This is a genomic window from Arcticibacterium sp., from assembly GCF_055134445.1.
Map to the genome: position 1 here is coordinate 1 of NZ_JBSRVI010000036.1, position 24924 is coordinate 24924.

The following is a 24924-nucleotide window of genomic DNA, read 5'->3' on the forward strand; positions in this document are numbered from 1 at the left end:
ACTTTAACTACCTCGGGACCATATGGTTTCTTTCTACCGGCTACTTCTATAAAATCAATTGGAGCTATGTGTACAACAAACTTTAGGCTCAAGCTGCTGGCTGTAAGACAAGCTCCACAATCACAAATCCTTCTGTGCTTATAAAGTAACAGATGTTCGTGGAAAGCTAAGAACATTTTTTTGGCCTGAGTCCAGACATCTTCAATGGTAGACGCACTCTGTAATTTATACAGAAAAAGAGCATCGCCTTCTATTTCTGCCAATTCCAAATTCAAGGTATTCTTAGCCAATATGACCTCCAATAATTCTGAAACAATATGACGACTATGCTCTACGTCCGTATGATTGATAAATTTGGTATAACCACTTATATCAGGAATAAAAAGTAGGGCATTTTGGCTCATATAACTATTTATTTGGAACGTTCAAATATTCTTCAGATCAAGAGAATACTTGGTTATTTATTCTGCTTGTTATAAAGTTCTCGCATTTACATACCCAAAAGTTCTCATTAAGAGGATTCATAGGTAAGAACGTAAAATTACAGCAAAACGATTGAGAGTGCCTAGAGCATTCCTTTTAAAAAAGTAACGTTTCGCAATATCAAAACGCTTCCAGGGAATCTTTCAAAGAAGACTATTGAGCTTTGTGGCATATTAGGGATGCTTTTAAGCTCCAGATGGGTCAAGAGAAGAAAAAACAACATTTAAAATCAATTCTTGACGAAGGTTTCAATAAGCAGGCATTCTTGTCATAAGTGAACCCATTCATTGACGAAGAAGACCCAACTTTTGTGCTTGACCCAATGTTTACGACTTAATTAATTTGGGTTTTAGATAATCTGAAAGTTGTAATGTTTCTTGAAGCATTGCCTTATAAATCCATTCGTATTTCGTTTCACCTCCTACCTAACTGCGGTAGGGTATATCTCGCTATAGTTCATCACTTCTGTCATACTGATTCTTCGATTGATATGTGATCGATTCAATTCAGATAAGTTTCTGATTCCTGCAGCCCCAACCAACTCACTAAAACTTTGCAAAGTAGCATGATGAAAATTTGCTACTCGTACGGCTTTATCAGGAACATTCAAGCCTTTTATTAAGGATTTATTTTGTGTGGCAACACCTACGGGACAAGTATTTGTATTACACTGTCTAGCTTGAATACAACCTATGGCAAGCATCATTGCTCTGGCACTATTTACCATGTCTGCACCTAGAGCCAGCATTCGGACAATATGAAATCCTGTAAATATTTTTCCAGAAGCAATTAACTTAATATCCTTTTTTAAATCATAAAGCATAAGCGTATCATGAGCAAAGCCAGTCCCTCTCTTAAAGGCATACCGATAGAGTTAGAAAATTCTATTGGTATTGCACCAGTACCACCTTCGCCTCCATCTATTGTTATAAAATCTGGTTTAATACCCGTAGAAACCATTGCTTTGCAGATATCAATAAATTCTTGCTTTTTGCCTATACATAACTTAAAACCAACAGGTTTACCTCCAGACTTATCTCTAAGTAATTTTATAAAATCCATTAATCCTGTGGCAGATGAGAATGCAGCATGTGAAGGCGGAGAGTTTACATCTGTATGTGGTTTAACATCTCTTATTCTCGCAATTTCTTCTGTGTTTTTAGCGGCTGGTAAAATACCTCCATGACCTGGTTTGGCACCTTGAGATAATTTTATTTCAATCATTTTCACACTATCCAAAGTCGCTTTTTTAGCGAATGTGTCAGGGCAAAAATTTCCATCATGTGTTCTACATCCAAAATAACCTGTACCCACTTGCCAAATTAAATCTCCTTCACCTTCCAAATGAAATGGACTAATTCCTCCTTCTCCTGTATTATGAGCGAAACCTCCTTTTTTTGCACCTTTATTCAATGCTAAAATGGCATTTTTACTTAAGGAGCCAAAGCTCATAGCAGAGATATTTAATAAACTAGCGTCATACTTTTTTTTACAATCTGCCCCACCCACAAGTACTCTAGGAAGCGGATTAATATCTTTATGGTCTACAGCATATAATGAATGATCTATCCACTCATATCCAGCTCGGTAAACATCCATTTGAGTACCGAATGGTGCGGTATCGTTTGCTTTTTTGGCTCTTTGATAGATTAGGCTTCTAAACATTCTATTAATCGGTGCCCCTTCCGTATCTGTTTCTACAAAATACTGCATTATTTCAGGACGGATTTTCTCCAAGAGGTATCTGAAATTTCCGATTACAGGAAAATTATTTTTTATCGAATGTTTGGTTTGAAGTATGTCGCTTATCCCTAATAAAATAACAGGACCTATAAATACTAAAGTCCAAATAATTGGTTTCCAGACTATGTAAACTCCTGCTACTATAAGAAGTAGCATTAATGATAGCAGGATAAACTTTTCTCTTATTTTCATTTTTATAAAACTTTGCTTTTTATCACCATCAGTTTTTCTCTTGTCATTTCGTGCATAGAATATTGTATGCCTCCCATCCCGATTCCTGAAGTATCTCTACCGCCAAAAGGCATCCAGTCTACTCTAAAAGCGGTGTGGTCGTTTACCATAACTGCTGTGGCATTTAGTTTTTTAACACAATCCAAAGCCACATCTAAATCCTTTGTAAAAACGGCTGCTTGAAAATGCACATCTAGACTGTTGGCAATTTCAATTGCTTTGTCTCTATCTGAATAGGAATAAACGCAAACCACTGGGCCAAAAATCTCTAATCTTGACACCTTGGCATATAAAGGTGGGTCTAATAATACCGTTGGTTCAAAACAAGTCTTTGAAATTCGTTTTCCTCCACATAACACTTTGGTTCCAGCTTGAATGGCTTCATTTACCCATTCCTCTACTCTATCTACTTCTCTTGGTAAAATCAAAGGCCCAACTTCCGTTTTTTCATCCATTTGGTCTCCTACTACTAATTTTGAAGCCATTTCCGCTAGTTTATTGGCAACATCATTACAAATGCTCTCGTGAACAAAAACGCGTTGAACAGAAACACATACCTGCCCAGCATGGTAAAACCCACCTTTTAATAGTGATGGCAGGAGTGTTTCAAAATCTGCATCTTTCTCCACTATTACAGGGGCTGCACCGCCGTGTTCTAAAGCACATCGTGTTCCATTAGCTAATTTTGACTTTAAGTACCAGCCAACTTTTGCAGAACCGATAAACGAAAAATAATTTATTCTACTATCTGTGACTAAGCGTTCTGCAGCATCATTATCACAAATAATAGCTTGACACCAACCTTCTGGCAAACCAGCCTCTTTTAGTATGTCAACCAATGCTATACAAGACAATGGTGTAGTTAGAGCTGGTTTTACAATCACAGGGCAACCGGCAGCAACAGCTGTTATTACCTGATGTACAATTAAATTTAATGGATGATTAAAAGCACTTATGGAGCTCACCACTCCAATGGGTTCTCTACTTGTAAAAGCAATCCTGTTTTCGGAAGCTTTGGTTAAGCCCATCGGAATCTGTTCGCCTTTTATTTGTCCTATATGCTCTGCCGCTAATTCAACTCCGTTAATAGCCCTTAAAACTTCAATTTTCGAATCGACCAATGGCTTTCCTCCTTCTTGAGTTGCCGTTTTTGTAAGCTCTTCCAATCTGCTATGCATGATGGTGGCTGCTCTTTTTAAAATGGCTATCCGCTCATGAGGAGCAATCCATTTACTTTGATCTTGAAATAAAGCATAAGCCGTTGATAATGCTTTTTCCACTTCTACTTTTCCAACTAAAGGAATTTCTATAATAAGGCTTAAATCGTACGGCGATTTAACTTTTAGCATTTGTACTTCCATGTCAATTGTTCTATTGCGATCCAGTTTAAAATTATATGACGTAAATGGGCTTCGGCATTTGCTGCTTTAGTAAAATCCCTTTGTCAAAAACAGAAGGCATTTTTCTTAATAAGAATATTCAGTAATAATTTATAGGTTTAAAGAATGCAGGTTTTTTCTTTTAGCAAGACGTTCAAAATAGAATGATTTAATGAGTAATCCACTGCTAAATCAATGACATGAACACCGTCTGAGTTTAAACAAGTTTTTAAGATTTCTCTAAAACTTTGGTCAGAAGTAGGTCTGTGCCCTTTAGCCCCATAGCTTTCTGCATATTTTACAAAATCAGGATTTTTATAATCTAAACCGAAACTTTCAAATCCCATCCCTTCTTGTTTCCACTTTATCATTCCATACGAACTATCATTTAGAATAATAACGACCATATTTAAACCCAATCTAGTAGCTGTTTCCAGTTCCTGAGAATTCATCATAAACCCTCCATCTCCACAAACCGAAATTACTTTTTTATCTGGGTTAATCAACTTTGCAGCCATTGCGGAAGCCAAACCTGCACCCATTGTGGCCAGTGCATTATCTAATAAAAGTGTATTGGGTTGGTAACATTTATAATTTCGGGCAAACCAAATCTTATAAACACCATTATCCAAGGTTACAATGCCATCATCCGGTAATTGTTCACGCACAATATGTACCAGTCTTTGTGGTAAAATAGGGAAACGAACGTCTTCAACGTATCTTGTCAAATGACTTTCTACCTCCTTTTTAATTCTTTCATAATAGGAGAAGTCCCAATTGCTTTTGTCTTTGATTTGACCCGTCAATTGCATTATCGACGATGCTATATCTCCAATAACATTTAATTGAGGAAAATAAACTTCATCTACATTAGCTGGAAAAAAGTTGACGTGAATCACTTTGGTTCCACCTTTCTCCATAAAAAATGGTGGTTTCTCCACTACATCATGACCCACATTTATAATTAGATCTGCCCTATTGATAGCACAATGTAAAAAGTCATCACTTGATAAAGCGGCTGTTCCTAAAAATAGAGGATGCCGTTCATCTAAAACACCTTTCCCCATTTGTGTATTAAAAAATGGAATCCCTGTAGACTCAACGAATTGGATCAAAGCATCACTTGTTCTTTGTCTATTTGCACCAGCTCCTATTAACAATAAAGGCATTTTGGCCTCTTCCAGCATTTTTGTGGCTTCTTGGATAGCCACCTCATTGGCATCAGGTCTTCTAAACCCAACTACATCAAATAATCGGTCTTCACATTCTTCCGCAGCAATATCCTCTGGTAATTCTAGATGAACAGCTCCCGGCCGCTCTTCTATAGCCAAACGAAAAGCTTCCCGAACCATAGACGGAATTAGATTTCCATTTACTATTTGTCGGGTATACTTTGTGATTGGTTGAAATAATTCAACAATATCTATTATTTGAAAACGACCCTGTTTAGATTTCATAATCGGCTTTTGGCCAGTAATCATCACCATAGGCATGGCTCCCAATTGAGCATAAGCCGCGGGTGTGGTTAAGTTGGTGGCACCAGGCCCTAGCGTTGCTAGACAAACCCCAGGCTTCCCCGTTAATCGACCATAAGTGGCAGCCATAAAACCTGCTCCTTGTTCATGACGGGTAAGAATTAATTTAATCTTAGAATCCTTCAGAGAGTTTAGCATATCTAAGTTTTCCTCGCCAGGAATTCCGAAAATATACGTTACACCTTCGTTTTCAAGTGCTTTTATAAATAAATCTGATGCCTTCATTTTAGGTTTGGTTTTATAGTCTGAATTAATTGTTTTGCTTATAATTGCTTTGCCACAGCTTTATAGACGTAGATAATTGTAATCCTGACAAAATAACATTAAAATCCATCAAACCATTTATTATAAGATATTTACATAAACATAGGGAAGAATAAATATCTAACACATAATCAGGAGACCAACGATTCTAATCTTTTTGGACAAGCAGCTGCTCTTTTTGCAGAAACCATTATATCAAATTCAGCTTAAGCACTTAGGCCTGCGTTCTAAAGTCAATAGCCTAAAAACCATTATTCTACTTTTGAAGCAGGTTTGATTTCTAAAGTTTAACCAGGATTATGCGTTGGGGGGTGGTTATGAGTTTTAAAGTACAATAAATCAGATGATTAAAGGAAATTAGCATAGCACCGCTATGGTGATTGAGTTTAAATGGGTGTAGCCTGTGCTGAGCTTAACGAAGTATACTGATTTGAAGCAATTTAGCTACGATCCCAACAAAATCGGGAGATTGCCCAATGCATAAAGCGGATTAAATGCCCGTTGCTTGAAAATTGGGTTTTAATAAATTTTACAAATTTTTATTACATTTTTTGTCAGTATTCTAATAAGACTCCGTCAAACAAGTATAGAAAATAAACATCAATATGTGTACTGTAACCTATCTACCGGTCAATAATGGCTACTTTCTCACCTCTAATAGAGATGAAAAAACGGCTAGGCCTACGTTAAAGCCTGAGCTATATTGTACTAACACTGGCAAATGGATATATCCTAAAGATATGATAGCGGGTGGGAGTTGGATAGCGGTGGGAGAACAAAAAGCCCGGTGTCTATTGAATGGAGCTAATGAAAATCACCTACCTAACCTTAAGCGATATAAAAGAAGCAGAGGGCAGGTTTTATTAGAAAGTCTGGATTACAAAGACGATAGAAGTTTCATTCAGCATGTTGATTTATCTGAAACAGAACCATTCACACTTATCCTGATTGACAATACAAACAAGCAATTCTATCTGGAACTAAAATGGGATGGTAAAAGAAAAATTGTACATGAACTACCCATAAATGTGCCTAGAATTTGGTCTTCCGTTACACTTTATTCTGAGTCTATAATAGAAGGAAGACGAGCATGGTATTCTAAATGGCTAAGTTCAGAAGTGATTCAAGCTGAAAATATGTTAGCATTTCATTTATTTAAACATACCGACAATTCATTTGAAAACGTACTCATGGAAAGAAATAATGGCGACTTAAAAACAGTAAGTGTTAGCCAAATAGTACGATATAAAGATCACTCCTATTTTAAATATTTAGATCTTTTAGATAATAGTCAAATTAACCACCTATTAAACCCCATGGAACTATGTATTCAGGATGGGCAATAGCCTTAGCATGGCCTGAAACGCACTGCAAGGCCGCAGGAGCATGGTACGATAAACCAGCTGGATGGTTAGGTCTGCACAAAAACTACTATTACAAAGTAGGTCATGCGGCTGTCATCTTAATAGAAAACTTCGAAAATGAACCACTTTATTTAGATTTCGGAAGGTATCATACTCCTTATGGCCATGGCAGAGTAAGAGATAAATTCACAGACCATGAATTAAAGTTAAAAACTATATTAGAATGGCCAGAAAAAGGTGAGCCTTTAAATATAAAAGAATTACTCGTTGAGATTCAACAAAAAGAGGCATGTCATGGAAGCGGAAGGGTATATGCCGGTATTGCACCTGTAAATTTTGAATTAGCGTACAAAAAAGCTAAAGACTTACAAAGTAAAGGCTGTCTTGCTTATGGTCCTTTTGTGAAGAATGGCACTAATTGTTCGCGTTTTGTTAATACTATTATTAAGGCAGGACGGCCTCAACTTTGGACTAAAGTTAGGCTATCCTTGCCACCTACCATCTCTCCTACTCCTTTAGGAAACGTAAAGTCGTTGACTCAAATCAGCTCAAGTTTTGAAATTACTCCCGCTATACATATGAACCAAAATATATCCATCTATGAGTAAAAAAACGGCCTATCTCAGAGGAACTTTACCTCCACCAGAAAAGCCCGCTAATCTACCCGAAAAGGTACAATGGTTGGCTGGAGAAGGAGCTGGCTCATGGTTTCATGTAGAATTCATGAGTGATAATCTTGCTCAAATTAATAGATATAACCCAATAGGTGAATTGGAATGTGCCGGTTTATTTATTTCGAAAGACAACATTAATAAAAATGAACCCTATGAAATATCTCATCTCAGTCATTGTATGGAGGTGCGATTTAAAACACTCGATAAAATGGTACTTTTCAAAAATGTTAACAACGATTAATTAGCTTCCGAATCTATAATACCTAAATTCGACGTACATTAAATATGATTATTTGCTATTTTAATAAGCTAGTCATTAAGCTTTCCAAATAGGCACTACCAACTCGTTTTAAATATGAAAAACCTCTTATTACTTTGTTTCTTTTTCACATCATTCCATATTCTAGCTCAAACGGCCGAACAACCTGAAGATATATCCCCACTGCTGATTGGTGAAAAAATTCCAGAAGCTACGGTTATAGACCCATCAGGGAAAAAACATAATTTATTAGATGTTCTCAATGAAAAACCAACAATCTTAGTTTTTTATAGAGGCGGCTGGTGTCCATATTGTAATAAGCAGCTGGCTGGACTTGTAAGTATTGAGAATGATATTATAGCCTTAGGATATCAAATTGTTGCGATTTCTCCTGATAAATATGAGGAATTGGTGAACACGGAAGAGAAAAATAAAATTGCTTACCGATTATTTTCAGATCCTGGTGCCACACTTTTAAAAAACGTTGGGATTGCTTTTGGAGATCCTGATGATAAACATGGCATTTTGCCTGTACCAACATTAATGATTGTAAACAAAAAAGCAGAGATAATTTTTGAACATATAAATCCTAATTTCAGAAAAAGAATAGAGCCTGATTACCTCATGGAGGTCATTAAAGCTCTAAGAGATAACTAATTCCTTTCGTTCTTTTCCCTCCTAAAGTAACTTATTCATTAGCGAAATTAAAAAAGGCGTAATCATAGCCTTGTTGCCACCATTTAGTCATCTCCACTTTATCAAAAACTAAGGAATTTGTCGTAAGTATGGTAGGTGTGTGTATCATATTTAACTTGACATTCTCATACTTGGCTCTTCTACTTGCTAATTGAAGACCTTGGAAAGAGATAGTGTTCATCATAAATGTAAATGTATTGGTAAGCAATGTGAACGCATTTTTAATAGCCATATGATTGATTGCATACGTTTCTGTATCTAAAATTATAGCATCAATTTCTGTGGCTCCCATTTCAATAGCCCTTTCTATTGGTGCAGTAATGGACAAACCGCCATCTGCATAATCGTACCCATTTTTATGTACCAGAGACATAAACGGAGGGTAATTGCAACTCAGCCAAATCCAATCGCAGAAGTCTTCATATTCTACTTCAGATATGTTTTTATACTCCACTTCATGGGTAGAAAGGTTTGAAACCGTTACCACTACTTCCTTATGTACTTGTCTTATTTCGTCATATATCTCTCTGGTGATTTCTTTTTCAATCAGCTTTCTAAGATTTTTACTTTCACCGAAAGTCCTAGAACCTAATAAGAAATTGATAAGAACATTAAAATGATTTATCCCTACATGGGTAAAACCTCTTTTTTTTCTTTTGGTAAAAGGACAATTGCTAAAAATATCACCCTGGCTAACATTCGTATATATCCTTTTTATTTCTTCCACTTTATTCAAAGCTAAATGGCTTATTAAAAGGCTTCCTGTAGAAGTGCCCAAAAATATGTCATATTTCTTATTCTGTTTAAGTAGAAGATATTCTGCAACTCCTCCAGCAAAAGCACCTTTGCTGCCTCCACCTGAAATAACCAAAGCCTTTTTATGATTCAAATTTGTTGACATTATCTATGAAGATTTTGATTATTTATCTACAACAAAGTTTCTCTCTGAATTAAAGATGCTACCGAGTAATTCTATTCAACACTCCTTACAACAGAAATTTTTCAAACTGTCTTTGACGTATGAAATACGCATTCCAAGAAAAAGAAACCAATAAAATAATTGAAACAAAAAATATAAAAACCGCAATGATTATCAAAATGGCTGTATTGTAATTCTCGAAAATATTCAAGCCACCTAACATAGCGTTTATCACTAGTAATAAGAGACTTAAATACATTAGAAGGGTAGCAATACTTAAGGTTTTCAATTGTTTTATTTTCAGAGGTATTATTTCTTCATACAATTCATGATCTAGATGTAATCTATTATTTAATTCATCTGTGAGGCCCAAAGCCATTCTGTTTACACTACCAAGAATGACCGCTAAACTCGGAATTAAAGATAAATTAATTTGCCAGGTTTCCATTTTTCAAAGGTTTAAACAATAAACAAAGTCTTAATTTTCAATCAATATGGATTTCCTAAAGCGAACTGTAGCAGGAGCCACTCCGAAGTTTTCATCCACCAAAACGCCACGGTTTAAATAAAGTAAAGCAACTTTTATGAGGGCTTGATGATGAATACTATGCTCCAGGTTATAGGCTAATTCCCTAGCTAAAGAAGTGTCAATTTTATCAATTTCACTCTCTTCTTCTTTAAAGTTTCCTTGCAGACTTATTGGGACATGCTGTTGCGGCAATAATTGAAGAGATATCAAGAGATTATTTATAGTATGAGCAGCAAAAATAGGGTCTTCCTCTATTCTTATGTCTCTCTTTCTGAGGTCATAATTAATTGTTCCGTCAATTTGCCCTTCAAAAACACACAGATAAAACTCCAATATATGTCTGATGTGTTGACCAATACTTGCACCTGATAGCAAATCAATTTTCTGTTTATAGTCATTTTCGTTTATAACCTTTGTTAACTCTTTGAGTTGGCGAAGGTTTTCTGAGCAATTGTCAATCATTTATTTTATGGTTTAATAGTTTGAATAAAATCCTCACAAGATTTTGGATTAGTTAACGCTATTTTGACACTTTTGATTTTTGGTAGTAGAAATGAAGAATTCGAAAAATTCACATAAATACCGCGTAGCAAAGCCCATGAATCACCTTCAGAAATCATGACAGTTGGCTTCTCATTCATTTTTAGCCTTATGATTCTTTGAGAATAAGCGGCGAAATGAAGGTCAATGAAATCATCAGTGATTTTATCTACCACAAGCCCATAAGCATATTTCTCTTGTATCAAGCTCAACGCTTCCTTTTTGCCATTTTTTAGCCAATACGTTTTAATCGGTTCTTTCAAAATAACATTACCCTTTTCATTCAAATTCAATTGATATACTATTTTAAAATCGTCCTTATTTCTTCTAATTTCAAAGAGAATCCCATTATCCGTTTCTCCTTTGGAAGGAGTGAGAAAACTAGCCAGTATAATGAAAATCAACTTCATGTTAGCTTAAAATAAGGTTAAACCCGCCTTATGCATTAGGCAATCTCCCGATAGCTATCGGGACCGTACCTAAACTGCTTTAAATCAGTTCGTAAACCCATTTAAACTCAATCACCAGAGCGGTGCTATGCTAATTTCGTTTTAATGTCTGATTTATTGCATTTTAACTACTCATTACGATTCTCCAATGCATAAACCGGGTTAAAAAAGAGGGTTTACCTTAAAAGGCAAACCCTGAAAACCTAAAATTCTGCTTCAAATTCAATAGTGACCTCTTTGGCTATATTGGTAGAAGGTTTTCCATCGCTAAAAGCAATTTTATAGTCCGCCAACGTAATATCAAATTTCGTTTTGGTGGTAACTTTTCCTCCGCTAACGATTATTTCTCCTTTTTTAGAGACTTTTTGCGTTACGCCGTTGATAGTTAAACTTCCAACAACCATAGGAGCATATTTCCCATCTTTCTCAAAGTTAATTTGATTGAGGTTAGTGATTTTACCCACAAATTTTGCCTTTGGATTCGTTTTAGTGTCCAAGAACTTTGGGCTATTGAAGTGCTTTTGCATCAATGATTTTTCAAATTCGAAACTTTGCATCGGAACAGAAAAAACAACATCTCCTGTTTTTCCTTCCAAGGTGCCCACTGTTTTGAAATTAACAGCTGTAATATCTTCCAAGGCTGTATGGCTAAAGAAACTTACTTTTGATTTTTTAGAAATTAATTTTTCGGGTAATTCGGTAAAAGAGGATAGCCCAAGAGCTATGGTCATAAGAATTAGCGTGTTTTTCATTTTATTGTTATTTAATTTATAATTGTACATTTTTCTAGAATTACATTTTCATACATATCAAGGTCTTCGTCATATGCAGCTCCAGAGCGTATAACTCCTTTTACCATGACTTTTTGACCCAACTTAAAAGACTGTTTGTCGGTACCTGATGAACTTAATAAAGTACAACTAACTCCAGCTAACTCTTGCTCTTCTTTTAGCAATAATTCAACTTGTCCATTGTAATCTTCATCTATTGAAGCAATTGTTCCATTAACCATAAGGATTTTTGAAACTCCTTCGGCATCCAAAAATTTCTGATTTGCCTTTGTAGGGTCAGATAGGTATTCATTGACTACTTCTGAAGCTTTATAGCTATAATCCGCTTCTGATGCAGCAACATCTCTTTTCGGTAAATTATAGAGGTAATAAGCATAGGAGGCTCCCGCCAGAAGAATGGCCACTGTACCAAGAAGAAATGCTTTCTTATATTTTTTCGACTTTTCTTTCATTCAAACTTTAGTTATTTGAATGCGTAGTCGTGGGTAAATTAGTATCCTGACAAATACTTAATTATTATTTTGAAGAAAATTAATTAGTTCGTCTTTTTCCTTGTCTGATAGTTCTGCAGAATCATCGGTGGATTGGTGGTGATGTTCAAACAATTGGTCTATTGTTTCAGATTGTTTTTCATAGCCTTTGCATGCCTTGCACATCCCCAAATGGGAATCCAGCAATATTTTTTCTTGCCAGCTTAAATTATGAATTTTCCTTTTCTCTATGAGTTCAGTAGCCTTTTGACAGCTGAGCAACATATAAGACATAATACGTTTTAAGATTTTCATAATTTTAGTCAGTTTTTAAACCAATTCATTTCAAGACATTTTTTCATCATAAGCTTTGCTCTATGTATTATCTGCCAATAATTAGACTGACTTAAATCGCATTCCTGACATATTTCTGAATGTTTTTTGTTAAGCAAATATTTAAGTCGTAGGAGTTGTCGCCATTGATCTGGCAAATCAGCCATACATACATCCATTACTTCGTTAAACTCCGAATTGTCAAGTAAATTTTCTTCGTTATTCCAGGAATCTTCGAGGCCATTAGTCTCCCAGTTTCCATTTTTGTCAAACATACTGTCAGTTACTTCCTTTACTAATTTCTTGTCATCTCCTTCTAGGGAGATAGCAACTATCTTCTTTTTTTCTCTGTAATAATCAATGATCTTGAAGTTAAGAATACTAAAAAGCCAAGTTTTAGGAGAGCTCTCATTTCTAAATCCTGATATATTCTTATAAGCCGATAAAAATGTATCCTGTATTAAGTCTTTTGCTATTTCGTTGTCTCCAACTTTTTTAACAGCCCAACCATATAGCTCATCAGAATATTGTCTTACCCAATCTGTGATGCTTTCAGATGAAGATTTTTCCAATGTATGTATCGAACTGTCTGGCATAATTAACCTTTATTTTAAACAATTTAGACAAGAATTAACGCATTAAGAATGAATCGACATAGAAAGCACTTGAACGGCATCAAAAGAAGCATCGAACAAAAACACTTGGAATGTTTTCTGTCTCCGTAATATCGTTTATTTCTTCTTTTTACATACGGAATAATGTTTTAATCAGATGTAGGTGTGGTAGTCAGTATCTTTAAACATTATGCTGATTACAGTAAAATCAATTGACGTCAAAAACACCTTGCTGAAAAAACCATTAAACCTTGCATTAAGTCAATTTTGAATAGCGTTTACTAGCTGAATATTTATTCCTTATTCACATGAATGGCTTTTGATCCATTATTTTTTAATTTTTGCAAGTGCCACTTAAACGATTTTGAAGACGAGGAAAGCTAATGTAGTTTTTATTGGAGAGTTCTTTCATTTCTGGAAACTCCAGTCGTAAATCTATCGCTAATTTCTTGACCAACTTTGCACCCAATTGTTGATTTTCTTGTTGGGCACTAAATATTTAGGAGCCAGTTTGCCACTTTAAAGGATCAGATAATAATACAAAAAAAGTCTTAACGGCTCTTTCAAGTTCCTTACAACTTAAAGTTCTACCTTTTAGATATTTGAGGTGTAAGTAATTAACATTCCTTTTTAAAGTATTGGAAAATCATCAGTCCAGGCTTCCCATTCTGGCTAAAGTTAGATTAATAAGCTATTTGTCTGTTTTAAACAGAAACGTTTCTCCGTATTCACCTTCAAGCACAAGCCGGTCTGAATTATACGCAGAACTACCATTTTCTTTGACATTCGTAAGGGACCACTCAGATGGAAGTAGGATTTCTCTTCGACCTGCCTCGCTAAGATGAACCATTAGCCATCCGTTTCCTGCATAAATTACATCATTTGATGTACTGAAAATATGTACACCTGCATTCCTCAAAACTTCACGTATTTGTTCTGGTGTCCATACTACCCTACCTATAATGCTATTGATCAGCTTCTTTCTATTGTAAATAAACGACCCTTCATCACTAGTAACGATAACACGGTTTGACCTTGCATTTAAACGAATTATGATCTGCTCCTCTTCACCTGTTATTTCCTCAACTCCTATATACCAGATTACCTTGTATGCTTCCTTTTCTAAGGCCGCCAAGTCATCTCGGAGGTAGACATCAAAACTAGTTCCCACCTGACCCAATGCATATCGGTTATTCAACAATTTTCCTGTAATTCTTCCATAACTATCATCATAAAACTGCAGCTTTTCGTCGACTACTACGGCTATTTCTGGACGGTATAAATCCTCATCAGATTTAGCATCGATTACGTACTTCTTGTAAAGGTTATTGGTTTTCTGAAAAACTGAGCGTAATTCAGGATCACTAAACCACCCGCCCCACATATCAAACCACCATCCACCATACCCATAAGCTAACATGCGACCGGCATTTTTCCAAAGAAGTTCTTTTGAAGTCCTTAAATCCTTAGGGCCTTTCCATACACCTTTATCATACCAATCCCCTTCCGGAACAATATTCGGAGCCTTCTCGCGAAGGAGCGTCGTCAACGAAGTCCGGGTATCATTTTCTGCTAACCATAGTTTTCCATGAAGCTGAACAGATCGGATGGCAGCCATCGGGAGCCAATCAATACCGACCTCCCTCCGGTAGTCGTTAGGGCTGGAGAGATAATCAATATCAGGGCAGTCCAATAAAGTAGATAACGAGCCGTGTCCTCGCGTTGGGTCGTGCACAAAAAGGTGATAGCCATAAAATGCCCCCGTCAAAAGCCGGCCCTCACTGGCTTCTTTGACTAACCGAGAGAAATAGGCAATATTATCCGACATGATCTGCCCATGATATTCGAAGGTATCGTCCAATTGGCTATTTTCGCCTTTTTTACGTATCGATTTTCCAGAAGTAATTCCACTAATATCCGCTTCTTTCGCATTGAGGAATGAAAGCGTTGGATCTTTCCAAGCCTCTTGAAGTACATGAAGATCCTGTTGGTACTTTTCCTTCAGCCATTCCCTGAAACCGTTGCTTCGGGCTAGGCTCTCGTCGAAAAATTTATCTTTATAGTGAAAAAACCATTCCTCTGTAAAGCCACCTGCTACATGAATACCGATAAGATTGCTATTGTAATCGGAACTCCGTATCCAATCCAAAAAAGCCAAAAGTGCACCTCCCGCATCTTTACGCCACTTTTCCGAGGAGTAACTTACACGGTGGCTTTCTCCAGTCGGCAAACGGCAAAGTTCTGAAGGGTTTTGACTTTCCCACCAAACCGGAGCATCAAGATGAATTCGAATAATGACTTTTGCATCCTTTTTTACATTAACCAAGTCGTCAAATTCACTCTTGATTATTGAAAAGTCGTATTCGTTCATCCCTTTCCAAAAAGAAGGGCGGAAAGGCTTTATCCCAGAAGTAGAATTTATTCCCTGATCACCGAGATAAGCCAGCAAACAGAATACCTCAAGTCCAGAAGAGGCCATCTCGCGGTAATTCGCAGCTTCTCCAAGGTATGACATGTATGCAAATGGCGGAACCTGCCCATCATTAATGAAAAGAACAGGATTATCGTTGACTAGACGAATTTCCGAGTGATTGTTAAAGGACCGGCCGTACACTAGTCCACTGTACAATTTGAGAAACAAGCATACCAAGAAACAAAGAAATAGTCGCATTAATAACCTGGATTTTGAGCCCTGAATACATCCTTATTGGCCTCAACCTCCGAATAAGGTATTGGCCATAATCCGTGAGAATCCAAGATTTCTTGCACATACATAGTTGGCATTCCACAGTCTAAATGATGTACCCAAAAACTTAGCTCCGAATCTACCGCATGCTCTCCACAAAAGTGATTAGCAAAGGTAAAGCCTATATAACTTAATAGAATCAGTGAGGCTAGCGATATGGCGATTAGTTTTTTCAATTAATCAAAGTTAATAATTATCCTATGTAAAAAGAATAAGGGATATCGAGATTGTAAAATTACTATCGCAGCACAATTTGCCGTTATATAATTCGAAGATGTATTACAAAATTTCAGCAACAAAAGCTTGACTATAAACTTTTAGAGTAGAAAACATTTGATGGTTTCCTAAAATCTGGACAGTGTGTCAAGATAGTTTTTCATCTAAATTTTGACAGTATTATGACCAAAAGAAAGTTTACACCAAAATTCAAGAAATAATAGAGGTAGTTATGCTGTTAAATTAAGAGTTTTCTAACAAAATATATTATATTTTTAGTTAGCATTAGAGAAGGTTTCAGCCTCCGCAATTCTAAATCCTTCCCTTTTTTAAATAGAGTTTAACACTAACAAATAATCTTTCCTTCGTTGATCTAGCTACTGAGGAACTCTCCTATTCAATGATTTATAGTAATCATTGTTTTATAGCGTTGTCACCACTTTTCTGCCAAAAATGCTGATAGTCTTCTAACAAATAATTATCTAACATATCTTTTCAGAAAAGTCTTTTAAACATTTTAAAGGGGCTTCTCCTAAAGAATATTTATTCAATATTCACATGATTGGCTTTGCTAATTTTCTTGCCCGTAGCTATAAACCACGCCAATACAATGAGCGTAAAAAATGCAGCTATGGGATAGGCCAATGTAGCATTTAGCCCAAAACCCTCAGGAGCAATTAAGATATAAGTGGAACACACCGCTGTCATAAATATTGCGGGAATTAAAGCGACCCAATAGTTCTTGGAACTTTTGATGAGGTAAATACAGATTGTCCACAAAACGATGGTTGCCAAAGTCTGATTACTCCAAGCGAAATACCTCCAAATAATTCCGAACTCAATTTGAGTAAGTGCAACGGCAATAGCAAACAGTGGAAGGCTTAATAGAAGCCTTTTTGAGAACTTGATTTGAGAAACATTAAACGTATCTGCAATGATGAGCCTTGCAGAACGAAAGGCGGTATCTCCTGATGTTATAGGAGCTGCAACAATGCCAAACAATGCTAAAATTCCACCAACAGGGCCAAGCATCTTTAAAGAAATTTCGTTTGCAGCCCAAGCAGCATTGTTACCATTTAAAGCCATCGCTCCATTCAATTCTTCTACAGAGCCAAAATATGTCATAGAAACAGCAGCCCAAATTAAAGCAACTATCCCCTCGGTTATCATGGTTCCTGCAAAAATTACTTTACCTGATTTTTCATTGCCCATGCATCGTGCCATAAGTGGTGACTGCGTGGAATGAAATCCGGAAATTGCTCCACAGGCAATGGTCACAAAAAGGATCGGAAATATTGGTGTCTTCTCTGGTGAAGTGCTCATATTTCTAAGATTGTTGTAAGTCAACTCCGGAATATGATAATCCCCAAAGAGCAACACACCCAACAAGCCTACCGCCATTAAGAGCATAGCTACACCAAAAACGGGATAAACTTTGCTAATCACCTTATCTATAGGGAGTAATGTAGATAAAAAATAATAAACCAAAATAATAGTAACCCAACCCCATACAGACAAAAAGCCATCTGTCATGCCATCTAGTATTTTTGCAGGACCAACCAAAAACACAGTCCCAACAAATATTAATAACAAAACAGTGAAAACTCTCATGAGCTGCTGGGTATTTCTCCCCAAATAAATTCCGACGACCTCACTTATACTTTTACCCTCATGCCGTAGAGATAACATCCCTGAAAAATAGTCATGCACAGCCCCTGCAAAGATACTTCCGAAAACAATCCATAAAAACGCTACCGGACCAAACATAGCTCCCGCAATAGCTCCAAAAATGGGTCCTAACCCGGCTATGTTCAAAAACTGAATCAAAAATACTTTCCAGTTCGGTAACACCACAAAGTCCACTCCATCGGCGAGCCTATTGGCAGGAGTTTCACTGTGTTCATTCACTCCAAAAATTCTTTCCAAGATATTTCCGTAAACAAAATAGCCCAGAACTAGAATGGCGATAGATAATAAGAAACTAATCATTGGAATTTTAAGTATGTAAAATGGAAAATGAAGATTTAAAGGCTTTGGTTTTAAAAGAGTACATTCTGAAATACCTGCTTATCTTAAAGTAATTTCTTTTGTGATTTTGAATAAGCGACATGCTGAACTGTTTTTTTCATCAATTGCAATATAAAGAGATATCCAGTTTTTACTTTTCCCGAAGGATATTTTTTATGGTTTCGGCTCCTTCTTTATAAATATTATGCACTTTACCCATACCTCTTTTTAGTTTAGAATTAGCTTTGGGGTAACCTTCCCAAACCTCTCTTAGGCGACTGGCAATTTGTTCCCCTTCAGTTTGCTCTATTTCAAATACCCAATCATCAAAACCTAAGTCATAGTACATCTGCCCTTTTATGGTGTCTTCGGGTTGGCGAAGGTAAAAGAATGGTGTTCCGTTGGCTGCGGAAATAATGGGTGAATGACATTCAAAGCTCAACACCGCAAGAGCTTTGGCATAAATGGAAGCCGCTTCGTCTGGCAACCAATAGCCACGTTTTACAACAAATGGTTTCACATCATCAGGTAAGGGATCTATCAGCAATTCGTCCATGATATCCACCTGATAAGTCATTTCAGGACAAATCAAAACTTTATTCCCTGTTTCCCTAACCCAAGCAATCAGAGCCTCACGGAGTTTCGCATGATCTTCTTCTTTATACTTCTCGTTGGTTTCTTCCACTTTCTTTATTTTCGCTTCGTCCCAAGTATTATGTTTAGTGAATTTATGGTAAGGCGTATAGCGTAAGCGTGGAATAGCACAAATAAATTTCTTATCTTCTAATCCGTTGGACTTCAAAAAGGCGTTTCCTCTTTCATCATTTCGGATATGAATAAAAAAGGTAGCATCTGGAGCAAACTTTATGTGCTTTCCTGTAATACCGAGTTTTTTCAAATGCTCAATCGACTTGGTTTCTCTGGTATAAATAAAAGAGGCTTTTTTTAAAATACCTTGTTGGTATTCGTTTGGATTTTCAAGGGTTGTTCCAAATACGCCAAATGGTTTATTAGAATATTTTATCCAACTTGCCAGATTGTCGGCTCCTACTAAGCCAGGCCCTGAACCGTGTAGCATAAAGTCTGCTGTCTGAAAAGCTTCTTCGAGTTCTGGATTATCTAATTCTTTGTCTTTATTGACTGCACCATAAAGAATTTTGACTTTGGGGAAGTTTCTATGAAGCAATTCTTTTACTTCTTCACTACTGCTCCGTTTCCATAAAATAACGTTTGCTTTAGGAATAAACTTTTCCAAAATATGTAATAGTCCTGGTGTATGTGCGATATCGCCAATGTTTACATCTTGCCAACCCGACACAAGTAAAATGGTTGGATTATCCTTCCCTGTGGCATTTACAATAAAAGGTGCAAACAAAGCTGTAGCTGAAAAAAGGCTGCTTTGCTTAAGAAATTCTCTCCGATTTTGCATAGTAATAATATGAGTTTAAAAGAAGGTCAACAGTAATATTAACCTTCTTTCAATATTTTTTTTGAATTTAAATACGCTGATTTTTGCTCCAATTACGCACCTGTACAGGCAGGCGTATTATCTTATGACAGCTTTTCTATTTCAGACGCTAAGAGTTTTAAGTTTTCCTTTTGATAACTTTCTACTACCATCTTAGCCTTCAAGGCTTTGGATTTCGCATTTTCATTATTTTGAGCAATAGCTAAAACCGCGGATACAATTCCAGCAACTTCATCCTCATTATCCATGTCAAAAAGCCAATCACCCAAACCTATATCTCGCCACATCATTCCTTTGCTTGTTTGCTGCTCCCACCTACACACTATAGCCGGAATTCCCATTCCAATGCACATGATGGGTGAGTGCTGCTCATTTCCAAATATTCCAGCAGATTGTGCGTAAGTACTCAAGGCTTCATCCGTTAGCCAATATTTATCACGCCAGACTACATTCTGTTTTATGTTTTCAGGAAGGGGATCGTAAAGCATTTCTTTTCCTATAGCCACTTGAGTTTCGTCTTCAGGAACTATCAAAACTTTCATTTCCGTTTGCTCCACTAAGGCTATTATGGCCTTTCTTAATTGCAGATGGTCGTGCTCCTTATTTGCTTGGTTTACGGCATCTCTTTCCTCATCAAGGGCTCTGTTTTTAGATGGAATTAACCAATATGGTGTATATCTATATTTAGGAATCACACACATAAACTTACCTTTTTCTAAGCCATGACTTGACAAAAAGGCATTAGCGGCATCATCATTTTTAACATCAGCAGCAAAGGCACCATCTGGACCAAAAGACATCACTTTAGAATTTACTCCAATTTCCTTAGCATATCCTAAAGAAAACGAGTCCCTAAACAAGACAAATTCTGCATTAGTAAGCAGAGCATTTACTTTTGGAGACATGTTTACTTCATTATAAGTAATGCCGAATACACCGTAAGGTTTCCCCGTTTTTTCAGCCCAATCTTCCACATCACTAGAGACCACCAAATAAGGGCCAGATCCATGCAAGAAGAAATCACACTCTTTATACGCTCTTTCCAGCGAAACTTCATCCTCTCGGGTAAATATTTCCAATCCAGGAAAACGATTTAAAAGCATTTCTCTTACACCATTACCTACATCACTTGCCCATAGTCTCACTTCTACATCTGGGAGGTTTTTTTCCAGCAAAGCCAATACACCAGGCGTATGTCCAATATCACCAATGTTCACAGTCTGCCATGACGAACGAAGCAATATTCTTTTTTTTGTCTTATTGTTACTAAAATCACAGCCCTGAATCCCTAATATTAATCCGACGATTGCAGGTGTCTGTATTATAAAGTCTCTACGTGTTTGCATATTATTGTATTGTTTTCATGAAGTTTATCAGACATTGATTATCTATCATACACTTGATGTATATGAAGATATTGTCCAATAAACTTCATAAGCTTTTAATAACCTGGATTTTGTTCTAAAGCCGCTCCTGTATTGGCATCAATTACCTTTTGAGGAATTGGCCAAAACCTGTTAAAATCCCGAATGGTTTCGCCTGAAGACGGGCCATTGGGTACTGAAGGAGCCGAATTATACTTCCTAACCCTATCTACCAACCTTCCCATACGGATTAGCGTGCGTAGGCGTGGCTCTTCCACAATCAATTCACGTGTACGTTCATCTAAAATGAAGTCCTCGGTAACATCTGAACTGCTTATTTGTGAAGCTTGGGCTCTCGCTCTTACCACATTGATATCTTTGGCTGCATTTGCTAAGTCTCCTTTTCTGAAATAAGCTTCAGCACGTAATAAATAGGTCTCTGCCACTCTCATACGACTAAAGTCTTTTGAAGTGTTACCAGAAAGTATATTCCCGTTAATTGAAGCTCCTTCAATCTTTCTAAAATATGGGTAATATTGTCTTAACGTATCAACAATAATATTGGTTAATGTTCCATCATTTTTCGTAATAAATAAATTCTTATTGGCACCAATTTTTGTTAAAATAGGCTTTCTATAGTACTCGGTGTCTGCTGGGTTATTATAATAAAACGTACGTCTGATATTAAAACTGGAATTTCGTATATCTTGTGGGTCTAAAGCCCATACGTCATACTTGGCATAGTTAGTTGGAGAATTAACCCCAATTCCTCTGCCCAAACTGTCAGAAGACATATTTATAACCTTATTTGGCGTTTGAAGTCTATCATATTCTGGAGCCCAATATCGTATACTATTATTGGCAGAAGATACAGAAAAGCCTCCACCCAAAGTAGTGGATTCAAACTGCCAGGACCATAGTACTTCTTTATTTCCTGATGATCTATTGATTTGTCCATCAGCAAAAATATCGGAAAACACATCACCCGGTTTGGTAGAAGCCGAACCAAAACGATGGGTCATGATTTCATAATCACCGGCTTCTTTGCTAATTACTTTACTTGCTGCACTTATAGACTTATCATATAAAGTGGCATCATTGGTTTCCATTCCTAATGAAATATAAACTTCGCTTAACAAGTGAAAAGCGGCGGCTCGTGGTATTCTGCCATCGTTCACCGCAGTTGGTAACAGTGAAATGGCCGCTTCTAAATCTTTAACTGAAAAGCTAAGGACTTCTGCTCTTGAGTTTCGAACAAAGTCAAATTTAGGTTCAGTAATTCTGTCTTCTACAATAGGAACACCACCATAAATGTTGGCTAGAAAATTATAGGTATACGCCCTGAAAAATAAGGCCTGTCCTTTGATGTTTTCTCTTGCCTCATTCGAAATAATTAAATCGGGATTATCTATATTTTCAAGAATTAAATTGGATCGTACAATCATTTGTTTATAAGCCCAATCCCAATAAATAATAGCGGCACTCAAATTTGAGTTAAGCAAACTATAATCTTTATTTCCTCTTGAATCATTTCTGCCCCACTGGGTTTGATCTGTACCAAGAGTCATGTATTCAAAATTATTGGAAGCGATAATATGTTCGTTTCTGGCTCCTTCGTAAAGAGCCACCACAGCCGCATCAAATCCGGCTTCATTAGTCAATAAGTTCTCAGGGCTAAACCTGTCTAAGGGAACTTCTTTCAGAAAGTCGTCTTCACAGGCTGTTGTAAAAAGTAAACAAAGTATAAAAATCGTTAATCTATTAATTATATTTTTCATGTTTCTTCTTTTTTAAAATGAGACATTAATACCTCCTACGAAGGTTTTCAATAAGGGACCGTTGTCGTAAGGATTTCTCCCTCCTCCTCCATACTCTGGGTCCCAACCGTCCCAGTTTGTCCAAGTGTGTAGGTTTTTACCACTAGTATACACTTGCAAGCCAGAAATTTTAAGCTTATTAATCCATTTTTCAGGTATGTTATATGATAAAGAAACATCCTGTAATCTCACAAAGCTTCTCTCTTGATAAAAACCATATGCTAAAGGATTTCGGTAGTTTATTCTTGGGTTTGTATCAATTGGATTTGAAGCAGTCCAATAAGGTGTGTTCAAGAAGTTAGCTTGGTCAAAAAAGTTAGACCCAGGATTAATAAGTGAGTTAGAACTATATCCCCCCTCTCTAATATTTAAAGCCACAGAAAGACTAAAGTTTTTGTAACTAAATATATTGGTAATACCCATATTAAATTTAGCCTGATTGTCACTAATTACCATTCTATCTAGCGGTGTAATTTTACCATCTGGCTCACCGTTAGGCCCACTAATGTCTTTAAATTTTATGTCTCCAATTTGAGCCCCAGGGATTAAAGCCAGTTCGTCTCCTTCTTTGAAAATCCCATCAAATACGTAATCAAAGTTAGAACCTAAAGGATAGCCAATGAACCATCCACTGGCAATATCATCATCCTCAATCCCATCTAAATCAATGTCTCTTCCTGTCAATTTAAGAATCTTATTTCGATTCATTGAAAAAGCTAAATTAGTGTTCCAAGTAAAATTGCCTCTTCGAATATTCAGCGTCTTTAAATCAAGCTCAAAACCTGTGTTTTTTGTTTCACCTATATTTCTCAAGAAGTTCTCAAAACCGTTGGTATTAGGTATAGTTTGATTCAGAAGTAAATCAAATGTATTAGATGAATAGAAATTAAGAGAAGCATTTACTCTTTCTGAAAAAGCTTCTACATCAACCCCAAAGTTAAAACTTTCTGTAGTTTCCCATCCTAGATTTGGGTTAGCTAGCGTTGTGGTGCTCAGCCCTATAGATGCTGCTGAACCATCTCCAAAAACATAGTTATTTTGTCCTACTTGACTTAAAGAAGAATACTCTCTCACCCCTCTGTTTCCATTTCTACCCCATGAAGCTCGAAGTTTAAGGAAATCAATTTGTCCTATATTTTTAAAAAAAGGTTCATCACTGATATTCCAACTGAAAGCTGCAGCAGGGAAAGTACCATATTTTTTACCCTCACCAAAGGCCGAATAACCATCTCTACGCATGCTTAAGGTGAAAAAATACTTGCTTGCTATATTATACCCAAGCCTAGCCATATTTGAAATCTGCCTATTTTGTGAAGCACTTGCGTCAATAACAAACCCTTCTCCGATTTCCAATGCATTATACCCTAAAGCATCATTAAAAATATTTCGGCTCGACAAAAATGAGGACTGGCTAGTTAGCTGGTAGACTCCGTACAATAAAGTCAAATCAAGACTATGATTTTCAGCTATTTTTTGTTTGTACTTAACAATATTCTCTAGTGTGAAATTTTGACTTTCTCCGTGCTGTTTTGAACCAGAACCTAGTCTATTTAAAGGTATATAAGAAGGGCTGAATCCAAATGTTTTAGAGTCTGTTCGGGTGTATCCTACATTCATTTTATATGATAAACCTTTCCAAATACTTAAATCAGCATAGGCATTAGAAAATAGAATGTTTGTGATAGCCTTGCTGTCATTCAAAATTGTTCCCAAGAGAGGATTGGACACCAAACCCCAATTCTGAGGAAGAGGATTAGGAGATACACCATCTTCTAAAAACAAACTTGCATAAGGGCTCATGTATGAGGTACTTTCTAAAGAAGCCCTTACACCAGAATTATCCCTTGAAGAAAATCCTGAATTAACTCCAATTTTTAACCAATCCGTAGCTTGTACTCCCAAATTTAATCTGCTGGATAATCTAGAAAAGTTATCCCCTTTGACAGGTGATTTTGAACCTGTATATGCTCCAGAGAAAAAATAATTGACTTTATCTGTTTTTCCAGATACGCTTAACTGGTAGTTTGACATTG

The 24924-nt window shown here is 36.5% G+C and carries 22 protein-coding genes and 1 pseudogene; 4 read left to right on the forward strand and 19 right to left on the reverse strand.

Going from position 1 to position 24924, the window contains the following annotated elements; translation table 11 throughout:
* From ACTBZY_RS05560 to ACTBZY_RS05575, 4 genes and pseudogenes are all read right to left on the reverse strand, one after another.
* A partial coding sequence (locus ACTBZY_RS05560) for a DUF2652 domain-containing protein (RefSeq protein WP_463045353.1) occupies positions 1-404 on the reverse strand: 404 nt, incomplete at its 3' end.
* Positions 405-904: 500 nt separating this feature from the next.
* Positions 905-2418: pseudogene (locus tag ACTBZY_RS05565) on the reverse strand (FMN-binding glutamate synthase family protein).
* Positions 2419-2420: 2 nt separating this feature from the next.
* Positions 2421-3806 carry an aldehyde dehydrogenase family protein gene (locus ACTBZY_RS05570; protein ID WP_463045354.1) on the reverse strand — a complete coding sequence of 462 codons (1386 nt, stop codon included), beginning with the start codon at positions 3804-3806 and terminating at the stop codon, positions 2421-2423.
* 149 nt (positions 3807-3955) lie between these two features.
* On the reverse strand, positions 3956-5596 hold the full coding sequence (locus ACTBZY_RS05575; RefSeq protein WP_463045355.1) for an acetolactate synthase large subunit: 1641 nt from the start codon (positions 5594-5596) through the stop codon (positions 3956-3958).
* Between the two features lie 644 nt (positions 5597-6240).
* Here ACTBZY_RS05575 and ACTBZY_RS05580 point away from each other — a divergent pair.
* The 4 genes from ACTBZY_RS05580 to ACTBZY_RS05595 all read left to right on the forward strand — a co-directional run bounded on the left by ACTBZY_RS05580 (position 6241) and on the right by ACTBZY_RS05595 (position 8589).
* Positions 6241-6981: an NRDE family protein gene (locus ACTBZY_RS05580; RefSeq protein ID WP_463045356.1), complete on the forward strand. Its 741-nt coding sequence runs from the start codon at positions 6241-6243 to the stop codon at positions 6979-6981.
* Positions 6960-7607 (forward strand): hypothetical protein, encoded by a 648-nt coding sequence (locus ACTBZY_RS05585; RefSeq protein ID WP_463045357.1) that lies wholly within the window; start codon positions 6960-6962, stop codon positions 7605-7607. Before ACTBZY_RS05580 ends, ACTBZY_RS05585 begins: the two co-directional genes overlap by 22 nt.
* A complete protein-coding gene (locus ACTBZY_RS05590) occupies positions 7600-7914 on the forward strand; it encodes a DUF6695 family protein (RefSeq protein ID WP_463045358.1) in 315 nt (104 codons plus the stop codon). The genes ACTBZY_RS05585 and ACTBZY_RS05590 overlap by 8 nt, the downstream gene beginning before the upstream one ends.
* 114 nt (positions 7915-8028) lie before the next feature.
* Entirely contained in the window at positions 8029-8589 is a 561-nt protein-coding gene (locus tag ACTBZY_RS05595; RefSeq protein WP_463045359.1) for a peroxiredoxin-like family protein, read from the forward strand.
* Between the two features lie 31 nt (positions 8590-8620).
* Here the strand turns inward: ACTBZY_RS05595 and ACTBZY_RS05600 are convergent, their stop codons facing one another.
* From ACTBZY_RS05600 to ACTBZY_RS05670, 15 genes are all read right to left on the reverse strand, one after another.
* Complete coding sequence (locus ACTBZY_RS05600) at positions 8621-9529, reverse strand: patatin-like phospholipase family protein (RefSeq protein WP_463045360.1); 909 nt, start codon at positions 9527-9529, stop codon at positions 8621-8623.
* A gap of 85 nt (positions 9530-9614) precedes the next feature.
* A complete protein-coding gene (locus ACTBZY_RS05605; RefSeq protein ID WP_463045361.1) occupies positions 9615-9995 on the reverse strand; it encodes a hypothetical protein in 381 nt (126 codons plus the stop codon).
* A gap of 30 nt (positions 9996-10025) precedes the next feature.
* Positions 10026-10538, reverse strand: a complete 513-nt coding sequence (locus ACTBZY_RS05610; protein WP_463045362.1) for a hypothetical protein — start codon at positions 10536-10538, stop codon at positions 10026-10028.
* A gap of 5 nt (positions 10539-10543) precedes the next feature.
* Complete coding sequence (locus tag ACTBZY_RS05615; RefSeq protein ID WP_463045363.1) at positions 10544-11026, reverse strand: DUF4833 domain-containing protein; 483 nt, start codon at positions 11024-11026, stop codon at positions 10544-10546.
* Positions 11027-11268: 242 nt separating this feature from the next.
* On the reverse strand, positions 11269-11817 hold the full coding sequence (locus tag ACTBZY_RS05620; RefSeq protein WP_463045364.1) for a YceI family protein: 549 nt from the start codon (positions 11815-11817) through the stop codon (positions 11269-11271).
* Positions 11818-11828: 11 nt separating this feature from the next.
* Positions 11829-12308, reverse strand: a complete 480-nt coding sequence (locus ACTBZY_RS05625) for an OB-fold protein (RefSeq protein ID WP_463045365.1) — start codon at positions 12306-12308, stop codon at positions 11829-11831.
* Between the two features lie 57 nt (positions 12309-12365).
* Positions 12366-12641: a hypothetical protein gene (locus ACTBZY_RS05630; protein ID WP_463045366.1), complete on the reverse strand. Its 276-nt coding sequence runs from the start codon at positions 12639-12641 to the stop codon at positions 12366-12368.
* Positions 12642-12649: 8 nt separating this feature from the next.
* A complete protein-coding gene (locus ACTBZY_RS05635; protein ID WP_463045367.1) occupies positions 12650-13255 on the reverse strand; it encodes a sigma-70 family RNA polymerase sigma factor in 606 nt (201 codons plus the stop codon).
* Positions 13256-13964: 709 nt separating this feature from the next.
* Entirely contained in the window at positions 13965-15887 is a 1923-nt protein-coding gene (locus ACTBZY_RS05640; protein ID WP_463045368.1) for a hypothetical protein, read from the reverse strand.
* A gap of 56 nt (positions 15888-15943) precedes the next feature.
* Positions 15944-16195 carry an HYC_CC_PP family protein gene (locus ACTBZY_RS05645; RefSeq protein ID WP_463045369.1) on the reverse strand — a complete coding sequence of 84 codons (252 nt, stop codon included), beginning with the start codon at positions 16193-16195 and terminating at the stop codon, positions 15944-15946.
* Between the two features lie 583 nt (positions 16196-16778).
* Complete coding sequence (locus ACTBZY_RS05650) at positions 16779-18224, reverse strand: carbon starvation CstA family protein (protein ID WP_463045370.1); 1446 nt, start codon at positions 18222-18224, stop codon at positions 16779-16781.
* Between the two features lie 169 nt (positions 18225-18393).
* Positions 18394-19671, reverse strand: coding sequence for a polysaccharide pyruvyl transferase family protein (locus tag ACTBZY_RS05655; protein WP_463045371.1), 1278 nt, complete (start codon positions 19669-19671; stop codon positions 18394-18396).
* A 122-nt stretch (positions 19672-19793) separates the two neighbouring features.
* Positions 19794-21056: a polysaccharide pyruvyl transferase family protein gene (locus ACTBZY_RS05660; protein WP_463045372.1), complete on the reverse strand. Its 1263-nt coding sequence runs from the start codon at positions 21054-21056 to the stop codon at positions 19794-19796.
* Between the two features lie 95 nt (positions 21057-21151).
* On the reverse strand, positions 21152-22852 hold the full coding sequence (locus ACTBZY_RS05665; protein ID WP_463045373.1) for a RagB/SusD family nutrient uptake outer membrane protein: 1701 nt from the start codon (positions 22850-22852) through the stop codon (positions 21152-21154).
* Between the two features lie 12 nt (positions 22853-22864).
* Positions 22865-24924: SusC/RagA family TonB-linked outer membrane protein (locus ACTBZY_RS05670; RefSeq protein WP_463045374.1), on the reverse strand; the 2060-nt coding region annotated here is incomplete at its 5' end.